This window comes from Myroides oncorhynchi (assembly GCF_020905415.1).
Taxonomy (GTDB): Bacteria; Bacteroidota; Bacteroidia; order Flavobacteriales; family Flavobacteriaceae; genus Flavobacterium; species Flavobacterium oncorhynchi_A.
The window spans coordinates 1,476,854-1,502,808 of record NZ_JAJJMP010000001.1; the positions used below are offsets into that span (position 1 = coordinate 1,476,854).

Genomic DNA, 25,955 nt, shown 5'->3' on the forward strand with positions numbered 1-25,955 from the left:
GCTCTCTTATCTCTTTATCTCCTGTTGTAATAATCGTAATTGTTCAGGAGGATTAGTGTGCTTCATAAAGTATTCTCCCATTAAAAAACCTGCAAATCCGTTGTCAGCCAATTCTAATAAAGTAGCAGCATCTTGGATTCCGCTCTCTGCTATCTTCACTGCCTGCTGAGGTAGTAGATTAGCCAAGGCAATACTGTGCTGTATATTCACTTCGAATGTGTTTAGATCACGGTTATTGATCCCGATAAGGTCAAATGCTGTATGCAGGTGATCCGTTATCTCTTGTTCTGTATGCGTTTCTAACAATACTTGTAAGCCCAACTGATGTGCATAGTCTGTCAATACCTTCACGCGCTCTACGGGAAGCATCTTTGCAATTAATAGAATAGCATCTGCTCCGATAGATTTAGCCTCCTCCAGCTGATATTCATCTAGGATAAAGTCTTTCTGTAGTAAAGGCAAGCTTACCGTTGCTCTTGCGTCAGCGAAGTCTGTAGCTAAAGCGCCAAAGAAGTGATTGTCATTTAATATAGATAAGGCAGCAGCTCCTGCAGATTCATATCCTTTCACTATGCTGTGAATATCTGCATTAGGATGAATGATTCCTTTAGAAGGTGACTGTCTCTTAAACTCAGCAATTATAGCTCTGCAGTTCTTAACTGTTATGGCAGACTTAAAGTCAATAGGTGTTCTGCTGTATAAAGGAGCGTTTCTCAGAGTACTAATGCTCTTTATAGCCTTGCGTTGTTCTATTTCAATAAGCTTATGTGCTTTTATTTGTTCTAATATTTTCATCGTATCTCTTTTAGTATCTCAAACTTCTCTTTTGCTTTTCCACCTAATAGTGATTCTTTTGCTCTTTCTTTTGCTTCTAAGATGCTTAGTTCAGGATAGTAGGTATTAATAGCTAATGCACTGTTAGCAAGGACTACTTCATTCTGAGAGGAAGTACCTTGTCCTTTTAGTATTTGCCAAAAGATATAAGCTGATTCCTCTACTGTTTTTCCACCCTTAATATCTTCGGGATGTAGCACTGGGCTGTTAAAGTAAGAAGCATCTATTAACTTCTCCTCTTTATTATTCACAAGCTTAGCGGACTTAGTCAGACTACATTCATCATATCCATCTAATGCGTGGATGATGCTGTACTGTGTGTTCTCAGCCTGTAAGAAGTACTTATACATACGCAGTAACTCTAGGTTAAATAATCCTACTAACTGTACCTTAGGCTGAGCTGGATTAGTCAGTGGGCCTAGCATATTAAAGAACGTCTTCACTCCAAGAGCTTTTCTCACTGGAGCGATGCGCTTCATAGCAGGGTGAAACAATGGTGCGTGTAAGAAACATATATTCGCCTCTCCTAACTGTGTCTTCAGCTCTGCTTCTGTGCTCTTAAACGGAATACCAAGAGTCTCCATCACACTCGAAGATCCTGAGATAGACGATACACCATAATTGCCGTGTTTGGCAACGGGAATACCAGCTCCTGCTGTCACGAATGACGATAGGGTAGATATATTAAAAGTGTCTTTACCATCTCCTCCTGTACCGCATAGATCCATTGGGTTGTATAGTGATAAATCTACTTTATTGGCTAGTTCTAATAATCCCTCTCTGAATCCTCTCAATTCGTCCAAAGTAATAGATCTCATAATGAATGTCGTCAATAGGGAAGCCATTTGTGCATCTGTATATTTATCATTTGCCATATTGATTACGATAGATTTGGCTTGGTCAGAGGTCAGTGTTTTATGTTGTATCAGATGATTTAATATCTCTTTCATAACGTTAGTTTTTAATCCAATTTTTAATAATCTCTTTGCCATAAGTGGTAAGGATCGACTCTGGGTGAAACTGTACTCCTCTTATGTTTAACTCGCGATGCTTGATCGCCATAATGTTCTGCTGTTCGTCATAGGCTGTAACTGCGAGTGGGCTGTCATTCTCCTCGATTACCCACGAGTGATAATGTGCGATAGGAGAGTGGTCAGGCACGTTATCAAACAGGTTATCAGGCTGTGCTAATATAATAGGCGAAGAGATACCGTGTAGAGGAGTCTCTAGTCGCTTCAGCGGATGTCCGTAATATTCCCCTAAAGCCTGATGACCTAGGCAGATACCTAAGATGTCTTTATGCGCAGCGGCATAAGCAATGACTTCCATTAGCTTGCCTGATTCTGATGGGATACCTGGACCTGGTGATAAGATGATCTTATCATACTGATCTATCTGAGATAGATTTACCTTGTCGTTCTTTACCACATCGACAGTCTCTATTCCGAGCTCTTTAAGGATGTGAATCACATTATAAATAAACGAGTCATAGTTATCGATTACTAATACTTTCATAGCTTATATATTTTGAGCTTGGCTAATGGCAAGAGTCATTGCACCCAGCTTGTTTTCTATTTCTTTTAGTTCTGATAGATCATCAGATTTGGTCACTATACCGCACCCAGCTTGATAGTGTATCTCGTTTTGATAACTTAGGGCAGATCGGATAAAGATGGCGTGGTTAATACCCCCTTCGAGGTTGATAAATCCTACTGTACCTCCATAAAAACCTCTGTTCTCAGGCTCGTACTTATCGATAAGTTCCATCGCTTTATGCTTAGGCGCTCCTGATAATGTACCTGCAGGGAAGGTGTTTTTAAACACTGCTAGACCATCTCGCTTCATATCTATCGCAGCACTTACTTTAGAAACTAGGTGGATGACGTGAGAGTATTGTTCTACTGATTTATAGTCCTCTACTGTTACTTCCTTACCAGTAATACTTAAGTCGTTACGAGCAAGGTCAACTAACATCACGTGTTCCGCATTTTCTTTTGGGTCATTTAGAAGTTGTTCTGTTAGTAACTCATTTTGTCTTTTATCCTCTGTCTTTTTAAACGTACCTGCTATGGGATTCACATACGCCTTATCATCCTTAACGACCACCTGTGCCTCAGGAGAAGATCCGAAAATCTTAAACGATCCGTAGTCAAAGTAGAATAGGTATGGAGAAGGGTTAATCGAGCGCAAGGCTCTATATACGTTAAACTCATCTCCTGTGAATCCTTGTTTATACTTACGAGACAGCACTAGTTGGAATACATCTCCTTGGAAGCAGTGCTCTTTTCCTTGTTGGATTATCTCTAAGAACTCCTCATCTGTGTATGGTGTAGTCGGCTCATTAGTAGTCTTAAAGGGATAAGGAGTTATGCTATTCGTGTTGAGGTAGCTGTGTATCTTATCTAATTGGCTATCTTCATTAGGCAAAGTGTGCTCAACTAAGTGTAATTCATTCTTATAATGATCATATACTATGATGTATCTAAAGAAGTGATATTGCATTACAGGCAAGGTTAGATCCGCTGGCTTAAAGGCAATATCGTGTAGGAGGGGGATACTGTCATAACTCGTGTAACCATAGACTCCAGCCTTGATGAAATCAGGTGATGTAGAGTTCTCTACCTGTATCGTATCAATGAAGAGTTGTAACTGTTCAAGGACATTAATAGTAGCAGTAGGGTATGTTTTTGTTTCAGTTAAGTCTTGTACAGTTGTAATCTCAGCTTCTACACTGAATGACATCATCGGGTCAAAGCAGATATATGAACAGCTATTCTCTCTCGAGTGGTTACTCGAGTTCTCTAGTAAAAAGCTATTAGAGTATTTATCTCTAAGCTTAAGGTAAATTTCTATAGGAGTATATAGGTCTCCAAGTATCTTTTTGTGATTTATGTGTAGTTTCATAATGAAATATTATTTGAGTTAAGGGAATAAAAAAAGCCTGCTAGGGGATCCTAGCAGGCTTACTGTATATATAATGTGTATATAATCTATCTATAATATACCGCAATTTAAATACATCGTACGACCAACCGAACCCTGTAAGGATTTAGTAAGCCACCACCAATTAGTATTTAAAAATTGAGTATTCATTTTTGTTCTTTTGTTATAGTGCTAAATTATAATTTTTTTTAACATCTATTACTTTTTTATAAAAAATATATTATTTTGTTCTATTTCTTAGTGTTTTCAGGTGATTCCAATATGTTTTTGCAGGTGATTTGTTCATCCTCGAATATCGTATCGCAATAGAATATCTCGAAATCTTCCATTTCATACTCGGGATTAGCTCCTGAATGTGAAGTTACGAAGGCACCTAATGAAGCTGCTTTCTTAAGTATTCCTGTTGGCGTTTCTCTTAATAGTTTAGCAGATAAGAATCCTGCTAAGTAAGAATCTCCACTTCCTACTGTATCTCTAATCACAATATCCACAGCTGGGAAAGTGTATAACATTTCTTTATCTAGATAGATACCTCCTTTACTTCCTTTAGAAACGATAATCTCATCACATTTAAAGTGATCTTGAATATATCTGACAGCATCTTCTTCTGTTGTGTATGGCTTATCAATATGCTCTAAGATTTCTTTAAGTTCGAATTTATTCATTTTTAATAAATCTGCCTTATGCATTAGCTCTTCTACAAATGATATCTCATAGTGCGGAGGTCTAAAGTTAACATCGAAGACTTTATACTTAGCTGCTTCGAGTAACTTGTGTAATGTCTCACGGGTATGCGGTGTTCTACTTGCTAATGTCCCGAAGACGAATGCATCTGATTTAGCAACTAGATCACAATCTTCTTGTTTAAAGTCTATGAAGTCCCAAGCACTATTCTTAAGAAACTCATAGCTCGCTTCGTTTCTGTCATCGAATGTTGCGAATACTGTTCCTGTTTTTTGAGTAGGGTCTATTTGTATATGATCTATATCTGCTTTTACCTCTTTAAGTCTTGTGATTATCTTTTGACCCAAGTCATCATTACCTAGTTTCGTAATGATGTGCGAATCTATATTCATCTTATGCAGGTGATAAGTAACATTAAGAGGAGCACCACCAATCTTCTTATACGTGGGAAAAATATCCCACAGCACTTCACCAAAACACACTACTAGAGGTTTCTGAGTATTATCTAACATATAGCTTTATTATTATAAATAATTTGACTTCACTAAGATACAAAAATCCTCAATAATGTTAAATGACGTTAGTAATATTGTTGTTGATGTTTTATTATTGAGAACAAGATGGGCTAAATATTTGAACTTATATAAAAAAACACTCCTAATTAATAGGAGTGTTTAGGTGCGATTAGTAATACATTTTCTTTACTCTATTTTTAATAGATTTCTTTTTGTAGAATTTGTATTGAAATTTTATGGTTTCTAACCATAGTTTGATGAAGACATCTCTAGAGTTTTTTCCAATGAGATTGGCGTAATGTGTAGCCATCTTTTCAATGTCACTTATATTAGTAGTCAAATGAGAAAGATTTTTCATTCTATTTGAAAAACTCATCTTTTGATCAAATTTCATGCGATTAATATCTACAAGATAGAAATCTAATGTACCTTTTTCTGTTGTTTTTATTAGTGTATTCCCTGGAGAATGGTCTAGAAAGTTTATTCCTTGTTCATGAAGTTTATAGGTGAATTCTATAAATTTCTGTAGTAACAATTCTCGTTCAGGACAGTCTAGGTTATTGTCTAGATCTCTATATGTTATGTCAGTTTGAATATACTCTGAGATATAGTAAGAGTTTTTTAGCGCCCCTTTATTAGTGTAAAAAAAGTATGCAATAGGGTAAGGAGTTTTAATTCCTAGTTCACTAAGTCTCTGTGCATGTTCAAATGATCTTAATCCTTTTGATTTTCTAAGGAACGTATAAACATATCTATTTATGAAATTTGGTTTTTTAAAAGACTTTATAGCGATTTGTTTTCCATTGGATAACGTTGTTAACTTTATTGAATTTCGCGTGCCTTTTGCAATGTAAGTAGTTAGTTGATCATAGGCTTTAATAATGTTAGTTAATTCTTCTTTTTGATTTTTGAATTGAGGATGTATCATCGCACTTACTTTCAGGTTTTTCATTTAAAAAGTAGTTACAATTAATAGTACTAATGTAAATAATAATATAGAAACTAGATTTGTAGTAATTAAATCTTAATTAATTGATAGTGTTTTCTTTAAGTTATTTTTGTGGTCAATTTTATAATATTAAAAGATATAATTATAACTACTATTTAACTGTTCTAAGTTTAGTTTATTGTAATAATAGCGGTTTGTTTGAAATTATATTGAGTATTGTATATTAAATATCTTGTTTTAATAATCTGTAAATAGTTGGAATATTGGTTATTAAGTTTATTTTACTTTTGTATTATATGTATATTAAATATTAAAATATTGTTATTTATCATTTTAGTTTTAAAAAAGTGTAGAGTATTGCTTCGTTGTAAAATAGTTGTGAATAGATTGTCTTTTGCCTCTTGTGAGTAGGGTGTTTGTATATTGAGTCTTAGATATAGACACAAAAAAAAGCTGGTCTTAAAAGTTTAAGACCAGCTTTTTGGGTATTGAGTTGTAATATATTTGTTCTAGTTGAATAGATTCAATAGGATCGATGGACATAGTCCCATGATAATATTGATTGCTACTGCTGTAACTCCTACTATTTTATACGCTAGTGGTACTTCGATGCTAGCAGTTTCTTCTTCTGTCGCTGTGTACATCGTTACGATCACTTTAAGGTAGTAATAGATACTTATGAATGAGTTAATAACCCCGAAGATCACTAAGGCTATAAATCCATTGCTAATCGCTTGTTGGAAAAGGAAGAACTTACCGAAGAACCCTGCGAAGATAGGAATACCTCCCATAGATAGTAATGCTATAGATAGCACTAATGCTAATAGTGGGTTTTTCTTCCCTAATCCTTTAAAGTTAGAGATTAGTTCGTTGTCTTTATTCTTTGTTACTGCGATAAGCACTGTAAATGCTGCTATACCAGCTACAGCATAAGCCGAAGCATAGTAGAATAGGTTAGCAGAAGCAGAACCTAAAGCTGTAAGAGCCATCAGCATAAAACCTGCGTGTGAGATACCTGAGTATGCTAATAGACGTTTCATATTATCTTGGCGAATAGCCATAATATTACCTACTGTCATTGTTAAGATAGCTACTACAACGATAACGTTAATGAACACTCCTGGTAATCCTCCGAATAAGAATATACTTATTCTGTATAGTGTCGCGACTGCTGCTACTTTAACTAATGTGCTCATTAGTGCTGTAGTTAGACTAGGTGCTCCTTGATATACGTCTGGTGCCCAGAAGTGGAATGGTACTGCTGCTACTTTAAATAGCATACCGATGATGATCATTGTTACCCCTAATGCATACCAGATAGGTAGTGAAGTAGTTGTAGATATTTCTTTAATCGTAGCGATATCAAATGATGCTGTAGCTCCATAAACTAGTGCAATACCAAATAGTACTACTCCTGAAGCGAAAGAACCTAATAGAAAGTACTTCATTGACGCTTCGTTACTTTTTATGTTCTTGCGATCTGTACCACACAAGATATATAGTGTGATAGAAAGAATCTCAAGACCTAAGAAGAACATCGCCATATTACCAAAGCTTACCATACAGATGGCTCCCATTAGTAAGAATAACTTCAGTGAGATATAATCTGATATCTTTGAAAATTCTGTTTTATAAAAGTCTTTACTTAATGCTACTAAGAAAATAGTTAAGGCGATAAATAAAGCTGAAAATGCTGTAGTAAACTTAGTGCTTACAAACATATTATTATAATATGCTTGAATCACATCAATGTTGCATACTGTGTATCCAAGGATACCTAGTAGTCCTAAAAGTGTCACAGGAATGACTACTTTGCGCAAATTGATGATCTCTAGTACAAGGACTAAGACCGCTAATACTCCAATTGCTATTAATGTATTCATTTGTTCTATTTTGGAATTAAATTCATCAGTTGTACTGACTCCTTACTATTTTATTACTTAATATAAGTCATTATCTCGATCAAACTAGGTGTGATTAAGTCAGATAAAGGCTGTGGAAATATACCGAAGAATATGACAGCTACTGCTAATACACCTAATACTGCTGCTTCTTTAGTAGTCACATCAGCAAAAGGCTTTGCATTAGTTTCTCCTAACATTGATTTTTGGAACATTCTAAGCATATAGAACGCACCTAAAATAATAGAAGTACCTCCTACGATAGCATACCAGATGTTAACTTGAGATAATCCTAAAAGCAGATTAAACTCTCCGATAAAACTGAATGTACCAGGAAGACCGATAGATGCAAACATCATAATCATAAATAGTGATGCAAACTTAGGCGCTTGTTGTCTAATACCTCCCATTTCACCAATCATTCTAGTTTGGTAACGCTTATAAATAATGTCTGCAACGTAGAATAAACCTACGATTACAAAACCATGTGCAATCATTTGCAATACTGCTCCTCTTAATCCATCTAGTGTTAATGAATATGCACCTGCAGCGATAAGTCCAACGTGAGCTAATGAAGAATATGCAAAGAATCTTTTGATATTCGACTGTTTTAAAGCTACGATAGAACCATATACCACACCGATGATACACAATACTAAGATAGTAGGCATTACTTCTTTCGCAGCGATAGGCGAAATAGGCAATTGCCAACGGATGATAGAGTATAATCCCATTTTAAGCATAATACCTGCTAATAACATAGTACCTACTGTAGGAGCTTTCTCATACGTAGATGCCTGCCAAGTGTGGAATGGGAATACTGGAATCTTAATTGCATAAGCAATAAAGAATGATAAGAATATCCAATACTGTTCTTTAGATGATAACTGTACGTTATACAGGTCTAAAAGCATAAAGCTTCCTGCACGTTGGTATAGGTATATAAACCCAACTAACATAAACAGAGAACCTGCGAAGGTGTAAATAAAGAACTTGAAAATAGCTTTTTTACGTGCTTCGAAAGTGTCATTCCCCCATAATAATGCAATAAAGTATATCGGTAGTAATGATAGCTCCCAGAAGATGTAATATAAGAATCCATCTGATGCTAAGAATGTTCCTGTCATAGCGAATGACATAAACATTACTAAGGCATAGAATGTATTAGATTTCTCTATGTGATCTCCTAGTGATGTTAGTATAATCACTGGAGTTAATGCTGTTGTTAATAAAACTAAAGCTAAACCTAATCCATCTGCTCTAAAAGCAATATGAATATTAGGGTTAGTCATCCATTGCGTTACATATCCTGTGTCAACTCCAGAAGTATGTGAACAGATTAAAACTAAAGTCTCTACAAAAGCAACTAGTCCAAATAGCAAAGCAACTTTAGCAGCAGATTGTTTACCTGCAAAGTAAGTCGCAATAGCTCCGACTAATAACGTTAATAATAATATAGTTACGTTCATCTCTCTAAGTTATCTTGCAATGAATAAATAATATAAAATCAAACAGATTCCGAATACAAAAGCGAATAAGTACAACCCGATATTACCGTTTTGCGCTTTTTTACCTTGTAATGATAACCCGTCTGCTATCTTTCCTAAACCAAATATAGTTCCAGATAATGCTACTTCTACTACGTCTCTTAGGAATGTCGCAAGAGTGTATATAGGGTTGATAAAGACTTTTTGATAAATCTCATCGATGTAGTACTTGTTATAAAGTACTTTGTGGAAACCAACGATTTTGTCGTCTTCTTGAGGTACTTCACCTTTTTGGATATATTTATTATAAGCTAAGTATAGTCCGATGATGAATCCGATAGTAGCTACTCCCATTAATGAGTATTCTAAAATACCTAAGGCGTGAGTATGCTTAGTTACTGTATTTACAATAACAGGTTTTAAAAATTCGTTTAACCAAGAGTACCCATTAGGTAAGCTGATTAATCCACCGAAGATAGAAAGAACAGCTAAGATAACTAATGGTGTAGTCATCGAAGAAGGGCTTTCGTGTAAGTGATTCTTTTGTTCTTGTGTTCCTCTAAAGTTCTTTTTGAATGTTAAGAAGAATAAACGGAACATATAGAATGCTGTCATAATAGACGCTAATGAAGCAATAACGTAAAGAACGATATTGTGATTAAAAGCAATCAATAAGATTTCGTCCTTAGAGAAGAAACCTGACATTAGAGGGAATCCAGATATTGCTAGAGTAGCAACTAAGAATGTAAGATAAGTAACCTTCATGAATGGCTGTAAACCACCCATTCTACGCATATCTTGTTCTCCACCCATTGCGTGAATTACCGATCCAGAACCTAGGAATAAACATGCTTTAAAGAAAGCGTGTGTAATCACGTGGAATACTGCTATCTCGTAAGCACCAAAACCGATAGCCATAAACATTAATCCCAATTGAGATACTGTAGAGTACGCTAACACTTTTTTGATGTCGTTTTGTACTAGACCAATCGTTGCTGCAAATAGAGCAGTGAACGCTCCTACGATAGCAATGATGTTTTGCACTTGTGGTGCAAGGTCAAATACAAAGTTAAGTCTTGTGATTAAGAAGATACCCGCTGTAACCATTGTAGCAGCATGGATTAATGCAGACACAGGAGTTGGTCCTGCCATCGCATCTGGTAGCCATGTGTATAATGGAATCTGAGCACTCTTACCAACAGCACCAATGAATAACGCTAATGCAGCAAAACCAATCCAAGTATTCACTTGGTAGTTAGTTCCACTTAAAATAGCTTGCTTAATAGTCATATAATCTAATGACTGGAATAAGAAAGCTAAGATAAATACACCTACTAAGAATCCTAAATCCCCTATACGGTTCATGATGAAGGCTTTCTTAGCTGCGTCATTGTAAGATTGGTTCTTATGCCAGAATCCGATAAGTAAGTATGAACATAGTCCAACTCCTTCCCATCCAATGAATGTAATAAGAAGGTTGCTACCTGTTACTAATACCACCATAAAGAAGATAAATAGGTTAAGGTAAGCAAAGAACTTTCCATAGTTCTCATCGCCTTTCATATAGCTAGTAGAGTACCAGTGTATAAGCGTACCAATACCTGTTACAAACAATAACCATAATAAAGAAAGCTGATCAAGTAAGAATCCAAAAGAGATATTAAATCTCTCTGTAGCGATCCAGTTAAACAAGTCAACTTGTATCGGTTCATTTGTACCATTTACTTGTACAAATGCAATTATTGTAATAATGAATGAAACTAAAACTGCAAGGGTAGCAATCATTCCAGCACTATTACCTAATTTCTTTCCGAAGAAAATATTGATTAGTGACCCTACTAGAGGAGCCAATAATAAAAGTAAAATTACGTTCGTATCCATGCGGAATTATCCTTTTAAGTTTTTTAATTTATCAATATCAATTGATCCAATATTTCTGTATATCGTTACTAAGATAGCGAGACCTACAGCTACTTCTGCTGCGGCTACTGCCATAGTAAAGAATACGAATACCTGTCCTTGTGCATCTTGATGATAAGTTGAAAACGCTACTAATAACATATTAGCTGAGTTCAACATAATCTCGATACACATAAACATCACAATTGCGTTACGTCTATATAGAATACCAAATACCCCGATGCAGAATAAGATGATCGATAGGTAAATGTATCTGTCAATACCAATTATTTCAATTACATTCTCCATAATTATGCTTCTTTATCGGTTTTGTCCTTTTTAGAGATTAGTACAGCACCTATCATTGCTAACAATAATAGAACTGATACCATTTCGAAAGGCATTACGTATTCATTTAATAATACTTTACCTAATACTTGTACAGATTGGAAGTCTTGACCATGATTTGCATATTGTAATTCATAAGTTTGAGCTCCACGCATAGTAATAGAAAGTAACAATAAACCTACTAAACAGAATGCTATAGTAGCAACTACTTTAGTGATAATCGGCTTAGAGACCTCGTGGCTAATATTAAGGTTCATCAACATGATCGTAAATAACATTAAGATCATAATCGCTCCTGAATATACCATGATGTGTACCATACCTAAGAACTGAGAGTTCAAAAGAATATAGTGACCAGCTATTGAAAAGAAACTAACAACTAACCATAGTGCACTATGGATAGGATTCTTGCTCAATAGGGTAAGGACTGCACTCCCGAGTGTAATAGTCGAAAGGATATAAAATAATATTTCTACCATGATTAAGCTTGATTCTGTTGTTTCGTATTTGCAATTGCCGCATCAAGAGGCATAACTAATTTGTCTTTTCCGAAGATAAAGCTATCACGAGAAGTATCAGCTTTAGCTATTTGTTTAGATTTAGTCAAGTAGATAGCTTGTTTTGGACAAGCCTCTTCACATAAACCACAAAATATACAACGCAACATATTGATTTCATATATCTCTGCATATTTCTCTTCGCGATATAAGTGCATTTCATCTGCTGTACGTTCTGCTGCTTTCATAGAGATAGCTTCCGCAGGACAAGATAAAGCACATAAACCACAAGCTGTACAACGCTCTCTTCCTTCGTCATCACGCATTAATGTGTGTCTACCACGATAGACATCACTGAATGGTCGTGTTTTTTCTGGATAAGCGATCGTTACTTTCTTTTTAAACATGTGTTTTAAAGTAACCATCATTCCTTTGAAGATAGCTACTAAGTAGATCTTCTCAGTCCAAGTAAGTGTCTTATTAGAAACTTCCTTTTTTCTTCCTGATAATGAGTAAGTATTTGTCGACATGCTTAACCTTTTATAAGTAGGATTACAATAGCTGTAACCACTAAATTTAACAATGCAAGTGGAATTAATGACTTCCACCCTAAGTTCATCAATTGGTCATAACGGAAACGTGGTAAAGTCCAACGCACCCACATATAAACAAATATGAAGAAACAGATCTTAATAAATAAAGCAAAAATACCGATTACGTTTGCGATATTCACACCCCAATTTTCTACTGCCCATGACATACCTGGATAGTTATACGCTCCGAAGTATAAAACAGCGATGATAGTAGATGAGATGAATAAGTTAGCATATTCAGCGAATAAGAAGAATCCCATCTTCATAGAAGAATATTCTGTATGGAATCCTCCGATAAGCTCTTGCTCACATTCTGCTAAATCGAATGGTGCACGGTTAGTCTCTGCAAAAGAACAAATCAAAAAGATTAAGAAACCAACTGGTTGGTAGAATACGTTCCAGTTCATTCCTGCTTGTTGTAATGCTATTTCGCGCATACTTAGTGTTTGTGTCATTAATAGAAGACCTATTAATGAAAGCCCCATTGCAATCTCATAAGAAATCATCTGAGAAGCTGCACGAATACCACTCATAAGAGAATACTTATTATTAGAAGCCCAAGCTCCAATCATAATACCGTAAACTCCTACAGAAAGTACTGCGATTATGTATAGTAGACCAACATTTAAGTCAGCTGCTTGAAGAATTATATCTCTTCCAAATAAATGAAACTTATCTCCCCATGGAATAACAGCACTTGTCATAAGTGCTAATGTCATCGCAAGGAAAGGACCAAATTTGAATAAGAATTTATTCGGTGTATTTGGTTGAGTCTCTTCTTTAGCAAATAATTTTAAACCATCTGCTAAAGGTTGTAATAAACCACCTTTACCTGCACGGTTAGGACCTATACGGTCTTGTATCCAAGCAGCAATCTTACGTTCAGCAAGAGTAGCATACATCGCCATAAGCATTGTAACTGCAAACACAACTACAATAATAACTGCTTTATCTATAATAATAGTTTTATCCATACTTATGCCGTTTTATTCTTTTGATTCGTTATCTGTAAAAGGAATCTCCTTCATACTAATCTTTAAGCGATCTTGCTCACGACCTTCTAAGATTTGTTTTTCAGTTTTCATAACTACAGTATCTAATTTTCTAGTGTAGTTATTTTGATTGATAACTGAGAATTTCTCGAATTTACGAGGTCCTTCTATAACCCAATCTTTTGTGTCTTTGTGATCAAAACGACAGCTGTTACAGATAAATTCCTCTACTTCGTGGAATTCATCTTTACGAGCAGTAACTCTTTGAATTTCTTCTCCGAACATCCATACTGTAGTTTTTCCTGAACATGTAGGACAGTCTCTATGTGCATTATATGGTTTGTTAAACCAAACACGTGATTTAAAACGGAATGTCTTATCTGTTAGAGCTCCCACAGGACATACATCGATCATGTTTCCTGAGAATTCATTATCTATGGCAGCAGAGATGTATGTTGATATTTGTGCGTGATCTCCACGTCCACATACACCATGTACTCGACTATCTGTAAGTTGCTCAGCAGTTTTTACACATCGGTAACAAAGGATACAACGATTCATGTGAAGTTGGATATTCTCTCCGATATTCTCTGGAGCGAATGTTCTCTTTTCTTCTTTAAATCTCTTTTGTTCTTTACCGTGAGTAAAAGCAAGGTTCTGTAAGTCACATTCACCTGCTTGGTCACATACTGGACAGTCAAGAGGGTGATTGATTAACAAAAACTCAGTAACTGCTTTACGTGCTTCAAGTACTTTAGGAGAAGTAATACTTTTCACTTCCATACCATCCATAACTCCTGTTTTACAAGAAGCCATAAGTTTAGGCATCGGACGTGGATCAGCTTCACTTCCTTTAGAAACTTCTACTAAACAAGCTCTACATTTACCTCCTGTACCTTCTAATTTAGAATAGTAGCACATTGCTGGAGGTACTGATTCGCCTCCTATCATTCTTGCCGCTTGTAGAATGGATGTTCCTGGTTCTACTTCTATTTCATGTCCGTCTATAGTAACTTTCATAAACTGTGCTTTGTTTAAGCTGAATATATAGTCAGCGTATATTATTTATTGATCAAGTGTTTTACTGCTGAGAAAGGTTCGTTGACATAATGGTCTCTGTTCTTAACTTTCTCTGGGTATAAAACGTGATATTCAAATTCTTCTCTAAAATGTCTGATAGCAGCAGCAACTGGCCAAGCAGCAGCATCTCCTAATGGACAAATTGTATTTCCTTCTATGTTACTTTGGATGTTCCATAATAGGTCGATATCATCCATAGTACCATTACCTGTTTCGATACGGTGTAATACTTTTTCCATCCATCCTGTACCTTCACGACATGGTGAACACTGTCCACAGCTCTCATGAGCATAGAAACGAGCGAAATTCCAAGTGTTTCTAACGATACAAGCAGTATCATTATATACAATGAAACCTCCAGAACCTAACATTGAACCTGTTTCAAAACCTCCATCAGATAGTGATTCGTATGTCATCAGACGATCTTCTCCGTTAGCTGTTTTGTAGATTAAATGTTCTGGTAAGATTGGCACTGAAGAACCTCCAGGTACTAATGCTTTAATTGGACGATCATCAATCATACCACCACAGTATTCATCAGAGTTAATAAATTCGTGTACAGTGATTCCCATTTCTATCTCATATACTCCTGGTTTTTTGATATGACCTGAAGCTGAGATTAGCTTTGTACCAGCAGATCTACCTAACCCAAGCTTTGAGTAAGCTTCTCCTGAATTATTAACGATCCAAGGCACGTTAGCAATAGATTCTACGTTATTTACTACTGTAGGATTACCCCATAATCCACTGATAGCAGGGAATGGAGGTTTAATACGAGGGTTACCTCTTTTACCTTCCAGTGATTCGATTAGAGCCGTCTCTTCACCACAGATATACGCTCCTGCACCACAGTGCACATGTAAATCTAATGAGTAGTCTGTTCCTAATATATTTTTACCAAGCCATCCAGCAGCATACGCTTCTTTGATAGCTCTCTCTAAGATTTTAAATACCCACATATATTCTCCACGAATATAGATGTAAGATAGGTTAGCCCCTAAAGCGAAACTTGATGTAATCATTCCCTCAATTAATAAGTGAGGAATATGTTCCATTAAGAAACGGTCTTTAAAAGTACCTGGTTCAGATTCATCAGCATTGCAAACTAAGTGTCTTGGTTTGCCAGACTTTTTATCGATGAAACTCCATTTTAATCCAACAGGGAATCCTGCACCTCCACGACCTCTTAGACCAGAAGCTTTTACTTCTTCTGTTATTTCATCAGGAGTCATAGATTTAAGAGCCTTTTCTACTGAAGCATAACCACCATTTTGGCGATAAACCTCGTAAGACTTAATCCCTGGAATATTGATTTTATCTAATAATATTTTTGTTGCCATATTACTATTTGTCGTGAAGAATTACATTGCCAGCTTTACAATCTTCGATGATTTTATCTATTTTTTCTCTTGTTAAGTGTTCTTTATAGAAATCCCCTAATTGCATCATAGGAGCATATCCACAAGCACCTAAACATTGAACACCTACTACAGAGAACATACCATCAGGCGTTGTCTCTCCAGGTTTTACTCCAAGTTTTTCACAAGTATATTCCATCATATCATCAGCATCTCTGATACCACAGCATGATGTTAAGCAGAATTCGAACATATACTTACCTACAGGTTTTTGGTTGTACATTGTATAGAATGTAACCACCTCATATACCTCGATAGGTGTTATGTTTAATATTTCAGCTACTTTATTCATTAACTCTGCACTTAGCCAGTTGTCATGAGCATCTTGTACTTCATGTAATACTGGTAATAAGGCAGATTTTATTTTATCAGCAGGGTAGTGGCTAATCAACTCATCAATGCGTTGTTGCAACTCTGGTGTGATATTTATGTCTTGTTTGTATTTTTTTACTTCCATAGTCTTAAGCGTCTAATTCTCCTGCGATAATATTCATACTTGACAGAGTGATAATTGCATCTGATAGCATACCACCTTTTACGATGTCATTGTACGCTTGGTAGATGATAAAACAAGGTCTTCTAAAGTGTAAACGATAAGGAGTTCTACTACCATCAGTGATTAAGTAGAAACCTAATTCTCCATTACCAGCTTCTACTGGGTGATATAGTTCTGTAACTGGTACAGGTACCTCTCCCATGATAATTTTAAAGTGGTATATAAGGGCTTCCATGTTTGTATAAACATCTTCTTTAAGAGGAAGATAGTAGTCTGGTACATCTGCATGATAAGGACCTTCTGGCATCTTATCTAAAGCTTGTCTTATGATTTTTAAACTTTCCCAGATTTCAGCATTACGTACACAGAATCTGTCGTAACAGTCTCCGCTTGTACCTACTGGTATTTCGAAATCAAAGTCTTCGTAAGAACAGTATGGTGTAGCTACACGTACATCATAGTCAACACCTGCAGCTCTTAAGTTTGGACCTGTAAACCCGAAGTTTATAGCTTCTTCAGCAGAGATACCACCTACGTTGATTGTTCTGTCCATGAAGATTCTATTACGAGTAAGTAGACCTTCAAATTCAGACCAAATAGGAGGGAATTCTTTTAGAAATTCTTCGATAAGTTGGAATACTTTAGGTGACCATTCTCTTTCGAATCCACCTATTCTTCCCATATTAGTAGTTAAACGTGCACCACTAATTTCTTCGAATATTTCATATATTTTTTCTCTGTATTGGAATACGTATAAGAAACCTGTTAAGGCTCCTGTATCAACTCCCATAACTGAACTACAAATGATGTGGTCAGCAATACGAGCAAGTTCCATTACGATTACACGTAAGTATTGTACTCTTTTAGGAATCTCAATACCAAGTGCCTTTTCTACAGTTAACCACCAAGCAGTATTGTTGATTGGAGATGAACAGTAGTTTAAACGATCTGTTAGAACATTGATTTGATAAAAAGGTCTGTTTTCAGCGATTTTCTCAAATGCTCTATGAATATATCCGACAGTCCCTTCTCCTTCTACTACTTTCTCTCCATCAAGTAATATGATGTTTTGGAAAATACCATGAGTAGCAGGGTGTGTAGGTCCTAAGTTAAGTATCTGTAATTCTGTCCCGTCTTCTTGAAACTTTTCTTCAATAAGTTTAGCGTAGCGCTTTTCAGGAGGTAATAATAAGTCTGACATAGTTACTGCTTTAAGTTAAGAATTGTGAACTGTTCTTCCGAAGAATCTATCGTCTTTGTCTGTTCTTCCTGCATCTTCCATAGGGAATTCTTTTCTTAATGGGAAAGATTCCATCTCGTCCATATTTAAAATTCTCTTTAGTTGAGGGTGATTTTTAAAGATAATTCCATAAAAATCATACGTCTCTCTTTCTTGCCAGTTTGAACTTTTAAATAAATCTGTAGCTGAATCAACCACAGGATTCTTGATATCTAAGAAAGTCTTAAAGCGGATTCTAACGTTATCTATCCAGTTGTGCATATGATAGACTACTGCTAGTTGTTTTTCTGAAGGTAAATCTGCGTAATGAACTCCACAAACATCCGTTAGGAAGTTAAAATTCATCTCGTCATCTTCTTTTAAGAACTTAAGCACATCATGTGTAGCATTAGTTGCAACTTCAAATGACAACATCCCATGTTGTTCATGAAACTCACTCACTGACAAACCAAATGTGTCAATTAGCTTCTTTTGTATTGTAGTGTTATCTAAAGCCATACTATTTGTTTAAGTTGTATGAATTTAATAATTCATCATATTCTTGAGAACCTCTGCGATTAACTGATTCTGATTTTACTATCTCTTGTAAACGTAAAACGCCATCTAGGATTTGCTCAGGTCTTGGTGGACATCCGGGAACATAAACATCTACTGGAATTACTTTATCTATTCCCTGTAGTACTGAGTATGTATCAAAAATCCCTCCAGAGCATGCACATGCACCAACAGCGATTACCCATTTAGGTTCAGCCATTTGTTCATATACTTGTCTTAATATAGGGGCCATTTTTTTAGAAATAGTACCCATAACCATTAACATATCAGCTTGTCTTGGTGAGAAACTCATACGCTCTGAACCAAAACGAGCTACGTCATACGTAGCTGCCATAGTTGCCATGAACTCAATTCCACAACAAGATGTTGCGAATGGAAGAGGCCACATCGAATTTGCTCGTGCTAACCCTACTACTGAACTTAATTTAGTAGCAAAGAATCCTTCTCCCACATATCCTTCAGGAGCTTGTACTGTGTTATATTTATTATCGCTCATCTCTCTCTCTAATTTATTAGTCCCATTCAAGACCTTTTTTCTTAAATTCGTATAGTAGCCCTATAAGAATCACAAATAAAAATATTCCCATTTTTAGTAAACCGTCCCATCCTAATTCAAGGAAGTTAACTGCCCAAGGGTATAGGAAAATTACTTCAACGTCAAATAATACGAACAATATAGCTACAAGGAAATATTTTACATTGAATGGAATACGTGCACTTCCTAGTGACTCTAAACCACATTCCCAAGTACTGTCTTTAATCTTAGTAGATTTCTTTGGTCCTAATTTGCCAGATACCCAAATAGTCATCGATACAAAACCAGCCGCTAGAGCTATTTGCATCAAAATTGGGATAAAATCAAGTTGACTTGCCTGCATATGTAAGGTATTTATATTAATACAACATACAAATATACATTCGAGTTCTCGTTTTACAAAGTTTTGGAACTGTAGGTGTTGTAGTCTTTGACTTGTTTGGCTTAATATGTATTTGGATTAATTATAAATAGAAGGTGCTGTAATAAAAAAAGCCAACCATTATGACATGGTTGGCTTTTTTAGTAATTGAAAATTTATATAAAATAAATTAATTTCCTATCACTTCTACATCGATTGCGATGATACCTTTCTTACCTTTTTCTTCGTTGTAAGAAACGTGATCTCCTTGGTTTACATTTTTAGATTTTAAACCTGTGATGTGAACAAAAATGTCTTGTTTTGTAGCTTCATTAGTGATGAAACCAAATCCTTTGTCTTCATTGAAGAACTTAATTACGCCTGTATGCATTGTATTGAAATAAATAAAATTATCTTCAAATATAATGTTTGTTTCGAACTAAGTTTAGTTTTTTTGGACTTTTTTTTAAATTTTGTCTTTTATTTAATCATTCAGCTTTGTTTTCTTTCTAATCCCTTTAATTAGTTGTAAAGATATAGTAGTGATTTTGGATTATTTAGCTTTTTTAACGAAAGTGATCTTCCCGATAGATGATTATAGGTAGTCTGTAATACAGCTAGTTATTGTTCTTTTTCCTGACTTGTCCGTTTTAGGTCAGCACTTCTAGTTTGGATAAGATATCCTCTATTTTAGGATTGCTAGACGCTCTCATATTAAATTCTTCTCCTGTTAATTTATTTTTTAATCGGGCATCTGTTATCTTTTTACATTCATGTATAAAGGTTTTTATTGATGAATTTGTTTGTAATTCTATATGTTTTGAGAGTACTAAAGCAATAAAGCATATTAGTATATGAAGTTTTATAGGTTCTTCTTTATAATGAAAAATAGGTCTAGTTTGTAAATCACTTTTAGATATTCTAAAAGCTTGCTCAATGCGGTACAGCTCCTTGTATTGCTCTATGATAAGCTTATCGCTAGCCTTTTCTTGAGGTAGATTAGTATAATAGCCCTTAACACCAAGTAGTTTAGTTGTTTTAGCTACGAGTTTTTGATTTATTTCCATGTTCTCACCAGATGATTTCGTAAATTTTAGTTTTTTACCTTGACCTGGATTGTTAACTAGGTCTTCTGCTCGTTTTAACTGCTTTTCCATCTCGTATTTATCTTTACGGAACCGTACAGATGAAAAGCTACAAATTAAGTCTCCTGTCACAGTTTTAATTCTCAAGGTTTTACCATCTTCTCTTGGTAGTTGTGAATCTATGGTTTGAATAACGGTACTAGGTAGATTAGCTAATCTAGCACCAACGATAAAATTTATTCCTTTTTTATTTAATGCAATGCTATTTTCCAAACTGATCATTGCAGCATCAGCAACCACTGTAAATGTTTGAATTTGGTTTCTTCGAATAAACTGTTCAATCATCGGAATAAAGGTATGTCCTTCAAAAGTATTGCCCGCAAACACATCATAAGAAATAGGAAGTCCATCTTTAGTTACCATTAAAGCAACTAAAATTTGTGGCTGTTGTGATTTATTATCTTTAGAGAAGCCATTTTTGCGAAGCTCATCTGACTCAAAGGTTTCAAAATAAAGAGTAGTAACGTCATAAAATACCAATTTGTAATCAAAATTGTAATGTAACTGAGCAAAACTAACCGCGATTTGCTCTGCTTTTTTCTGTAATTCAAGCCATTTTGGTGCAAAATCATAATATTTTTGACGTCTATACTTGATTCCAAAATATTCTTCTAACAAAGATATTGAGCGTAGTTTAGAACTAGGCTCTAACATACGTATGATAGCTAAATCAAGTAAGAAACTACTTTGAAGTTTATCAAAACCTACTGAAATAACTATTTTATGCATCAACTCATAAAAGAAATTATAGTAAACACCCAAAAATTCAACCTGAGCTAAATTTACAACCTGATTATTAGTGTCTCCTGTAAAAAGGAATAGCTGCTTTGAAAGCTTTTGAATAAAGTCTCTGGCTAAAATCAGTAAATTTTCTAATTCTTGTTCATCACGAGAAGTACCAATATGACGAACAATCACACGCTTGCGATTTTCAATCTTATATACCTGTACTGAAACAGATCCCTGAGAATACTTAATTTTCCTGATTTTATACATTTCATGCACTTTAGGTCAGCAAAATACGAAAATAAACAAACCAACTACTTAAATATCATTACTTTATATTTTAACATATAAAAAGCGGACAAGTCAGGAGCTTTGTTTTCTTTCTAATCCCTTTAATTAGTTGTAAAGATATAGTAGTGATTTTGGATTATTTAGCTTTTTTAACGAAAGTGATCTTCCCGATAGATGATTATAGGTAGTCTGTAATACAGCTAGTTATTGTTCTTTTTATCCGATTTTATTTCAAAATGAGTACTGTTAGTGAATGATTAGTAGAGTGATTAAGGAATAAAAAAAGGCTATTCTGTTTATGTAGAATAGCCTTTTTTTTATAAGAAATTAAGATTAAACCTCTTCTAATGGTTTCATTACAAATGATTCCATAAATGCTGTTGTATAATTACCAGCAATATAGTTTGGGTCATCCATTAATTGTCTGTGGAATGGGATTGTCGTTTTAATTCCTTCAATCACAAATTCGTCTAATGCTCTTCTCATTTTATTAATCGCTTCTTCTCTAGTTTGAGCGGTAGTGATCAATTTAGCAATCATAGAGTCATAGTTAGGCGGAATAGAGTATCCAGAATAAACGTGAGTATCTAAACGTACACCGTGACCACCTGGAGTATGTAGAGTAGTTATTCTACCTGGAGATGGACGGAAGTCGTTAAATGGATCCTCAGCATTGATACGACATTCTATAGAGTGCATTTTTGGCAAGTAGTTTTTACCAGAAATTGGTGTACCAGCTGCAACTAGGATTTGCTCTCTAATTAAATCGTAATCAATTACTTGTTCTGTTATTGGGTGTTCTACTTGGATACGAGTGTTCATTTCCATAAAGTAGAAGTTTCTATCTCTATCTACTAAGAATTCGATAGTACCAGCACCTTCATACTTAATGAATTCAGCAGCTTTTACAGCAGCATCACCCATTTTTTGTCTCAATTCATCTGTCATGAATGGAGAAGGTGTTTCTTCTGTTAATTTCTGATGACGTCTTTGGATAGAACAATCACGCTCAGAAAGGTGACAAGCTTTACCGTATGAATCTCCCACTACTTGGATTTCGATATGACGTGGATCAAGGATTAATTTCTCCATGTACATACCATCGTTACCAAATGCAGCAGCAGCTTCTTGACGTGCACTTTCCCATGCTTTATCTAATTCTTCTTCCTTGAAGATCTCGCGCATTCCTTTACCTCCACCACCAGCAGTTGCTTTCATCATTACTGGGTAACCGATAGCTTTTGCTGTTTTTTTAGCGTGTTCTAGTGATTCTAGTAATCCTTCAGATCCTGGTACTGTTGGTACTCCAGCTAGTTTCATTGTTTCTTTAGCTGTAGCTTTGTCTCCCATTTTTTCGATCATCTCTGGTCCAGCACCGATGAATTTAACACCGTGCTCTTGACAGATTTTAGAGAATTTAGCATTCTCAGATAAGAATCCATATCCTGGGTGTATAGCATCTGCATTCGTAATCTCAGCAGCAGCTATAATATTTGAAATCTTTAAATAAGATAAGTTACTTGGAGCGGGTCCGATACATACAGCCTCGTCCGCAAAGCGTACGTGTAAGCTATCTGCATCCGCAGTAGAGTAAACTGCTACAGTTTTTATGCCCATTTCTTTACATGTTCTGATAACACGTAAGGCAATTTCACCTCTATTAGCGATTAATATTTTTTTAAACATCTCTTGAAACTTTAATTTAACTTTAGTGTGTTTACTTTGTTAGAAAGTAAAATGGGTATATTGTAAATTTCTTAAGATGGATCAACTAAGAATAATGGTTGATCAAATTCTACTGGTGAAGCATCGTCAACTAATACTTTAACGATTTTACCAGAAATCTCAGATTCTATTTCGTTGAATAGTTTCATTGCTTCAATTACACAAACTACGTCTCCTGTTTTGATCGTTTTACCTACTTCTGCAAAAGGTTCTTTATCTGGAGCAGGTTTTCTGTAGAATGTACCAATAATTGGTGATTTTACAGTGATGTATTTCGAATCTTCAGTTTGAGCTGGTTCTGTCGCAGCTACTGGTGCAGCTGGTGCTACATTTTGTTGAGCTAACGGTGCTTGAGCTAAAGCTGAACCTACTGGTACTTGTTGGATGTAAGTAGTTTCAGTATTACCTGCCTCAGTTGTTTTGATGGTGATTTTAAAATCATCCATTTCTAATTTTACTTCTGTAGCACCTGATTTCGCTACGAACTTGATTAAGTTTTGAATCTCTCTAATGTCCATACCTATGTATTGGTTAGTTGTTTTTATTTCGCTGTGTACGCCCACTTTAAGTACATTGCACCCCACGTGAAACCACCTCCAAAAGTAGCGAAAATTATATTATCACCCTTTTTAAGTTGTTTTTCGTAATCGCAAAGTAGTAATGGTAAAGTGGCAGACGTTGTATTTCCGTATCTTTCGATATTCATTAATACCTTAGAATCATCTAATCCCATTCTGTGAGCTGTTGCATCGATGATTCGCTTGTTTGCTTGGTGTGCAGCTAACCAAGTCACATCTTCTTGAGTAAGATTGTTGCGTTGCATTACTTTTTCACTTACATCAGCCATATTAGATACAGCATATTTAAATACTGTTTTTCCATCTTGGAATACGTAGTGTTGTTTGTTTACAACTGTTTCTGCACTAGCTGGTAGGATAGATCCACCTGCTTCTATTTTTAAAAACTCACGACCTACGCCGTCACTTCTTAAGTATTCGTCTTGTACTCCGTAACCTTCAGTATTAGGTTCGAATAAAACTGCTCCTGCAGCATCTCCAAAGATGATACAAGTAGCACGGTCAGTATAATCAATAATCGAAGACATCTTATCTGCCCCGATTAATAACACTTTCTTATATCTACCTGATTCTATATATGCAGAAGCTACTGACATACCATATAAAAAGCTAGAACAAGCTGCTTGTAAATCAAATGAAAATGCATTGGTTGCTCCAATTTTTGAGGCAACATACACTCCTGTAATTGCTACAGGCATATCTGGTGTAGCTGTTGATAGTATTACACAGTCTATATCCTTAGGATCTGTACCAGATTTGCGTAATAAATCTTCTGCGGCTTTAATAGCCATATATGAAGCACCTTCTCCAGGTTTTTTAAGAATTCTTCTTTCTTTAATTCCTGTGCGGCTCGTTATCCATTCGTCGTTTGTGTCTACCAGTTTTTCTAGGTCAACATTCGTCAACTTGTCTTCTGGTAGGTAACATCCAATCGCTGTAATGGCTGCGTGTATTTTTGTCATATGGTATTGCTTTACTTTATAAAAACATTCCAAAAAGAAGCGAAAATTACAAAAAAAAAACGAATTAACGGTTCTTTCGTGCTCTAAAGTACTTTTTTTGGGCTAAAACACAAATTTCTGAAAAGCGAATAAACTACAATTTATTGAGTAAAACATACGTGAACATAATAAAAAGTATACTATAGTATAGATTTATAACAATGTTTAGCAATATGAAGTACGATTAACGTGTGTTTTATGTTTCTCTAAAATAGGTTATATACCAAAAAAAAACTCTCACACACTGTGAGAGTTAATTTGTACTTTGTTTAAAGCTTATGCCTCTACTTGAGTTGTTTTGTCAATTACAACTTGCCCTCTGTAGTACATTTTTCCTTCATGCCAGTAAGCTCTGTGATATAAGTGAGCTTCTCCTGTTACAGGACATGTAGCAATTGTTGGAGCTACAGCTTTGTAATGAGTTCTTCTCTTATCTCTTCTTGTTTTCGAGGTTTTTCTCTTAGGATGTGCCATTTTACTATATTATTTATCCGTTAATAGTTTCTTTAATTCTGCCCATCTAGGGTCAATATCTTTGTTTGTATTCTCTTCTTCTGTCTCTTCTTCTTCATCGTTCTCAAGGTCGTCTATTAAACCGAAGATTTCATCATCTTCATCATCAAATAAACCTCCGAAGTCATCGTCTTCATCTTTCTCCTCTTCGTGAACGTAACCTAGATAGTCTAAAGCTTCTGAGTCTAATGTCCCGTCTTTTACTCCTGGGTGAACCCTTTTTTGTGGGATTGCCAGAGCTATCATTTCATAGATATATTGAGCTACATTTATTTGATGTGCCGTATATGGAATAACGAGTATCTCATCGTGGTCATCATTATAAACTTCTCCGAATTTAACTACCAAGTCAATTTCACTATCTATTGGTAAGTCGAAATCCTGATTTGTCACGTCACAAGGTACATTTGCGAACCCTTTACTAGTGAAATGCAACTCAAATAAATTGATTTTCTTGTCTAAAAGAACGTTTATTTCAGCATTTATATGATTGAAATCGCTGTAGTTATAGTTTTCGAAAAAACGATCATCTACTTTAAAATCAAACGAATGCTTGCCGTTTTTTAATCCTGTGAAAGGTATTAAAAAGTCTTTTTCAATATTCATGAAATACATGATTTGAGCGTGCAAAGATAAAAAATTATTATAA

Annotated in this window: 27 protein-coding genes; all 27 read right to left on the reverse strand. The window is 35.3% G+C overall.

The genetic code is table 11. The features are described from left to right. Nucleotides 1-6 precede the first annotated feature (6 nt). Entirely contained in the window at nt 7-795 is a 789-nt protein-coding gene (trpC, locus tag LNQ81_RS06510) for an indole-3-glycerol phosphate synthase TrpC (RefSeq protein WP_229945343.1), read from the reverse strand. Continuing rightward, nucleotides 792-1,784 carry an anthranilate phosphoribosyltransferase gene (gene trpD, locus LNQ81_RS06515; RefSeq protein ID WP_229945344.1) on the reverse strand — a complete coding sequence of 331 codons (993 nt, stop codon included), beginning with the start codon at nt 1,782-1,784 and terminating at the stop codon, nt 792-794. The genes trpC and trpD overlap by 4 nt, the downstream gene beginning before the upstream one ends. Nucleotides 1,785-1,788: 4 nt before the next feature. Then, nucleotides 1,789-2,349 (reverse strand): anthranilate synthase component II, encoded by a 561-nt coding sequence (locus LNQ81_RS06520; RefSeq protein WP_229945345.1) that lies wholly within the window; start codon nt 2,347-2,349, stop codon nt 1,789-1,791. 3 nt (nt 2,350-2,352) lie between these two features. Next, nucleotides 2,353-3,738 (reverse strand): anthranilate synthase component I family protein, encoded by a 1,386-nt coding sequence (locus tag LNQ81_RS06525; protein WP_229945346.1) that lies wholly within the window; start codon nt 3,736-3,738, stop codon nt 2,353-2,355. A 269-nt stretch (nt 3,739-4,007) separates the two neighbouring features. Beyond that, nucleotides 4,008-4,973 (reverse strand): carbohydrate kinase family protein, encoded by a 966-nt coding sequence (locus LNQ81_RS06530; protein WP_229945347.1) that lies wholly within the window; start codon nt 4,971-4,973, stop codon nt 4,008-4,010. A 172-nt stretch (nt 4,974-5,145) separates the two neighbouring features. Beyond that, nucleotides 5,146-5,928 carry a lipopolysaccharide kinase InaA family protein gene (locus LNQ81_RS06535; RefSeq protein ID WP_229945348.1) on the reverse strand — a complete coding sequence of 261 codons (783 nt, stop codon included), beginning with the start codon at nt 5,926-5,928 and terminating at the stop codon, nt 5,146-5,148. Nucleotides 5,929-6,434: 506 nt separating this feature from the next. Beyond that, on the reverse strand, nt 6,435-7,808 hold the full coding sequence (locus LNQ81_RS06540; protein ID WP_229945349.1) for an NADH-quinone oxidoreductase subunit N: 1,374 nt from the start codon (nt 7,806-7,808) through the stop codon (nt 6,435-6,437). 53 nt (nt 7,809-7,861) lie between these two features. Continuing rightward, nucleotides 7,862-9,295 carry a complex I subunit 4 family protein gene (locus LNQ81_RS06545; protein WP_229945350.1) on the reverse strand — a complete coding sequence of 478 codons (1,434 nt, stop codon included), beginning with the start codon at nt 9,293-9,295 and terminating at the stop codon, nt 7,862-7,864. Between the two features lie 9 nt (nt 9,296-9,304). Continuing rightward, nucleotides 9,305-11,194: an NADH-quinone oxidoreductase subunit L gene (gene nuoL / locus LNQ81_RS06550; RefSeq protein ID WP_229945351.1), complete on the reverse strand. Its 1,890-nt coding sequence runs from the start codon at nt 11,192-11,194 to the stop codon at nt 9,305-9,307. Nucleotides 11,195-11,200: 6 nt separating this feature from the next. Further along, entirely contained in the window at nt 11,201-11,521 is a 321-nt protein-coding gene (gene nuoK / locus LNQ81_RS06555) for an NADH-quinone oxidoreductase subunit NuoK (RefSeq protein WP_006257701.1), read from the reverse strand. Between the two features lie 2 nt (nt 11,522-11,523). Beyond that, nucleotides 11,524-12,039 carry an NADH-quinone oxidoreductase subunit J family protein gene (locus LNQ81_RS06560; RefSeq protein WP_229945352.1) on the reverse strand — a complete coding sequence of 172 codons (516 nt, stop codon included), beginning with the start codon at nt 12,037-12,039 and terminating at the stop codon, nt 11,524-11,526. Between the two features lie 2 nt (nt 12,040-12,041). Beyond that, nucleotides 12,042-12,587, reverse strand: a complete 546-nt coding sequence (locus LNQ81_RS06565) for a NuoI/complex I 23 kDa subunit family protein (RefSeq protein WP_229945353.1) — start codon at nt 12,585-12,587, stop codon at nt 12,042-12,044. Nucleotides 12,588-12,589: 2 nt separating this feature from the next. Beyond that, nucleotides 12,590-13,624, reverse strand: a complete 1,035-nt coding sequence (gene nuoH, locus LNQ81_RS06570; RefSeq protein WP_121964535.1) for an NADH-quinone oxidoreductase subunit NuoH — start codon at nt 13,622-13,624, stop codon at nt 12,590-12,592. A gap of 12 nt (nt 13,625-13,636) precedes the next feature. Further along, on the reverse strand, nt 13,637-14,662 hold the full coding sequence (locus LNQ81_RS06575) for an NADH-quinone oxidoreductase subunit G (RefSeq protein ID WP_229945354.1): 1,026 nt from the start codon (nt 14,660-14,662) through the stop codon (nt 13,637-13,639). Nucleotides 14,663-14,703: 41 nt separating this feature from the next. Then, complete coding sequence (gene nuoF, locus LNQ81_RS06580; RefSeq protein WP_229945355.1) at nt 14,704-16,062, reverse strand: NADH-quinone oxidoreductase subunit NuoF; 1,359 nt, start codon at nt 16,060-16,062, stop codon at nt 14,704-14,706. A 4-nt stretch (nt 16,063-16,066) separates the two neighbouring features. Beyond that, nucleotides 16,067-16,597: an NADH-quinone oxidoreductase subunit NuoE family protein gene (locus LNQ81_RS06585; RefSeq protein WP_229945356.1), complete on the reverse strand. Its 531-nt coding sequence runs from the start codon at nt 16,595-16,597 to the stop codon at nt 16,067-16,069. 4 nt (nt 16,598-16,601) lie between these two features. After that, nucleotides 16,602-17,837, reverse strand: coding sequence for an NADH-quinone oxidoreductase subunit D (locus LNQ81_RS06590; protein WP_229945357.1), 1,236 nt, complete (start codon nt 17,835-17,837; stop codon nt 16,602-16,604). 15 nt (nt 17,838-17,852) lie between these two features. Next, entirely contained in the window at nt 17,853-18,374 is a 522-nt protein-coding gene (locus tag LNQ81_RS06595) for an NADH-quinone oxidoreductase subunit C (RefSeq protein WP_229945358.1), read from the reverse strand. Nucleotide 18,375: 1 nt separating this feature from the next. After that, nucleotides 18,376-18,927 carry an NADH-quinone oxidoreductase subunit B gene (locus tag LNQ81_RS06600; RefSeq protein ID WP_229945359.1) on the reverse strand — a complete coding sequence of 184 codons (552 nt, stop codon included), beginning with the start codon at nt 18,925-18,927 and terminating at the stop codon, nt 18,376-18,378. Between the two features lie 16 nt (nt 18,928-18,943). Then, on the reverse strand, nt 18,944-19,309 hold the full coding sequence (locus tag LNQ81_RS06605; protein ID WP_121964528.1) for an NADH-quinone oxidoreductase subunit A: 366 nt from the start codon (nt 19,307-19,309) through the stop codon (nt 18,944-18,946). A gap of 208 nt (nt 19,310-19,517) precedes the next feature. Further along, nucleotides 19,518-19,718, reverse strand: a complete 201-nt coding sequence (locus LNQ81_RS06610) for a cold-shock protein (protein WP_121964527.1) — start codon at nt 19,716-19,718, stop codon at nt 19,518-19,520. A gap of 259 nt (nt 19,719-19,977) precedes the next feature. Further along, complete coding sequence (locus tag LNQ81_RS06615; protein ID WP_229945360.1) at nt 19,978-21,468, reverse strand: IS1634 family transposase; 1,491 nt, start codon at nt 21,466-21,468, stop codon at nt 19,978-19,980. Between the two features lie 354 nt (nt 21,469-21,822). Continuing rightward, complete coding sequence (accC, locus tag LNQ81_RS06620) at nt 21,823-23,175, reverse strand: acetyl-CoA carboxylase biotin carboxylase subunit (RefSeq protein ID WP_229945361.1); 1,353 nt, start codon at nt 23,173-23,175, stop codon at nt 21,823-21,825. 71 nt (nt 23,176-23,246) lie between these two features. After that, the gene (accB, locus tag LNQ81_RS06625) at nt 23,247-23,732 is read right to left on the reverse strand and encodes an acetyl-CoA carboxylase biotin carboxyl carrier protein (RefSeq protein ID WP_229945362.1); all 486 of its coding nucleotides are present in this window, start codon (nt 23,730-23,732) and stop codon (nt 23,247-23,249) included. Between the two features lie 23 nt (nt 23,733-23,755). Continuing rightward, complete coding sequence (locus LNQ81_RS06630; protein WP_229945363.1) at nt 23,756-24,754, reverse strand: beta-ketoacyl-ACP synthase III; 999 nt, start codon at nt 24,752-24,754, stop codon at nt 23,756-23,758. A gap of 315 nt (nt 24,755-25,069) precedes the next feature. Further along, complete coding sequence (gene rpmF, locus LNQ81_RS06635) at nt 25,070-25,267, reverse strand: 50S ribosomal protein L32 (protein WP_229945364.1); 198 nt, start codon at nt 25,265-25,267, stop codon at nt 25,070-25,072. Nucleotides 25,268-25,276: 9 nt separating this feature from the next. Next, nucleotides 25,277-25,912 carry a YceD family protein gene (locus LNQ81_RS06640; protein WP_229945365.1) on the reverse strand — a complete coding sequence of 212 codons (636 nt, stop codon included), beginning with the start codon at nt 25,910-25,912 and terminating at the stop codon, nt 25,277-25,279. Nucleotides 25,913-25,955 lie beyond the last annotated feature (43 nt).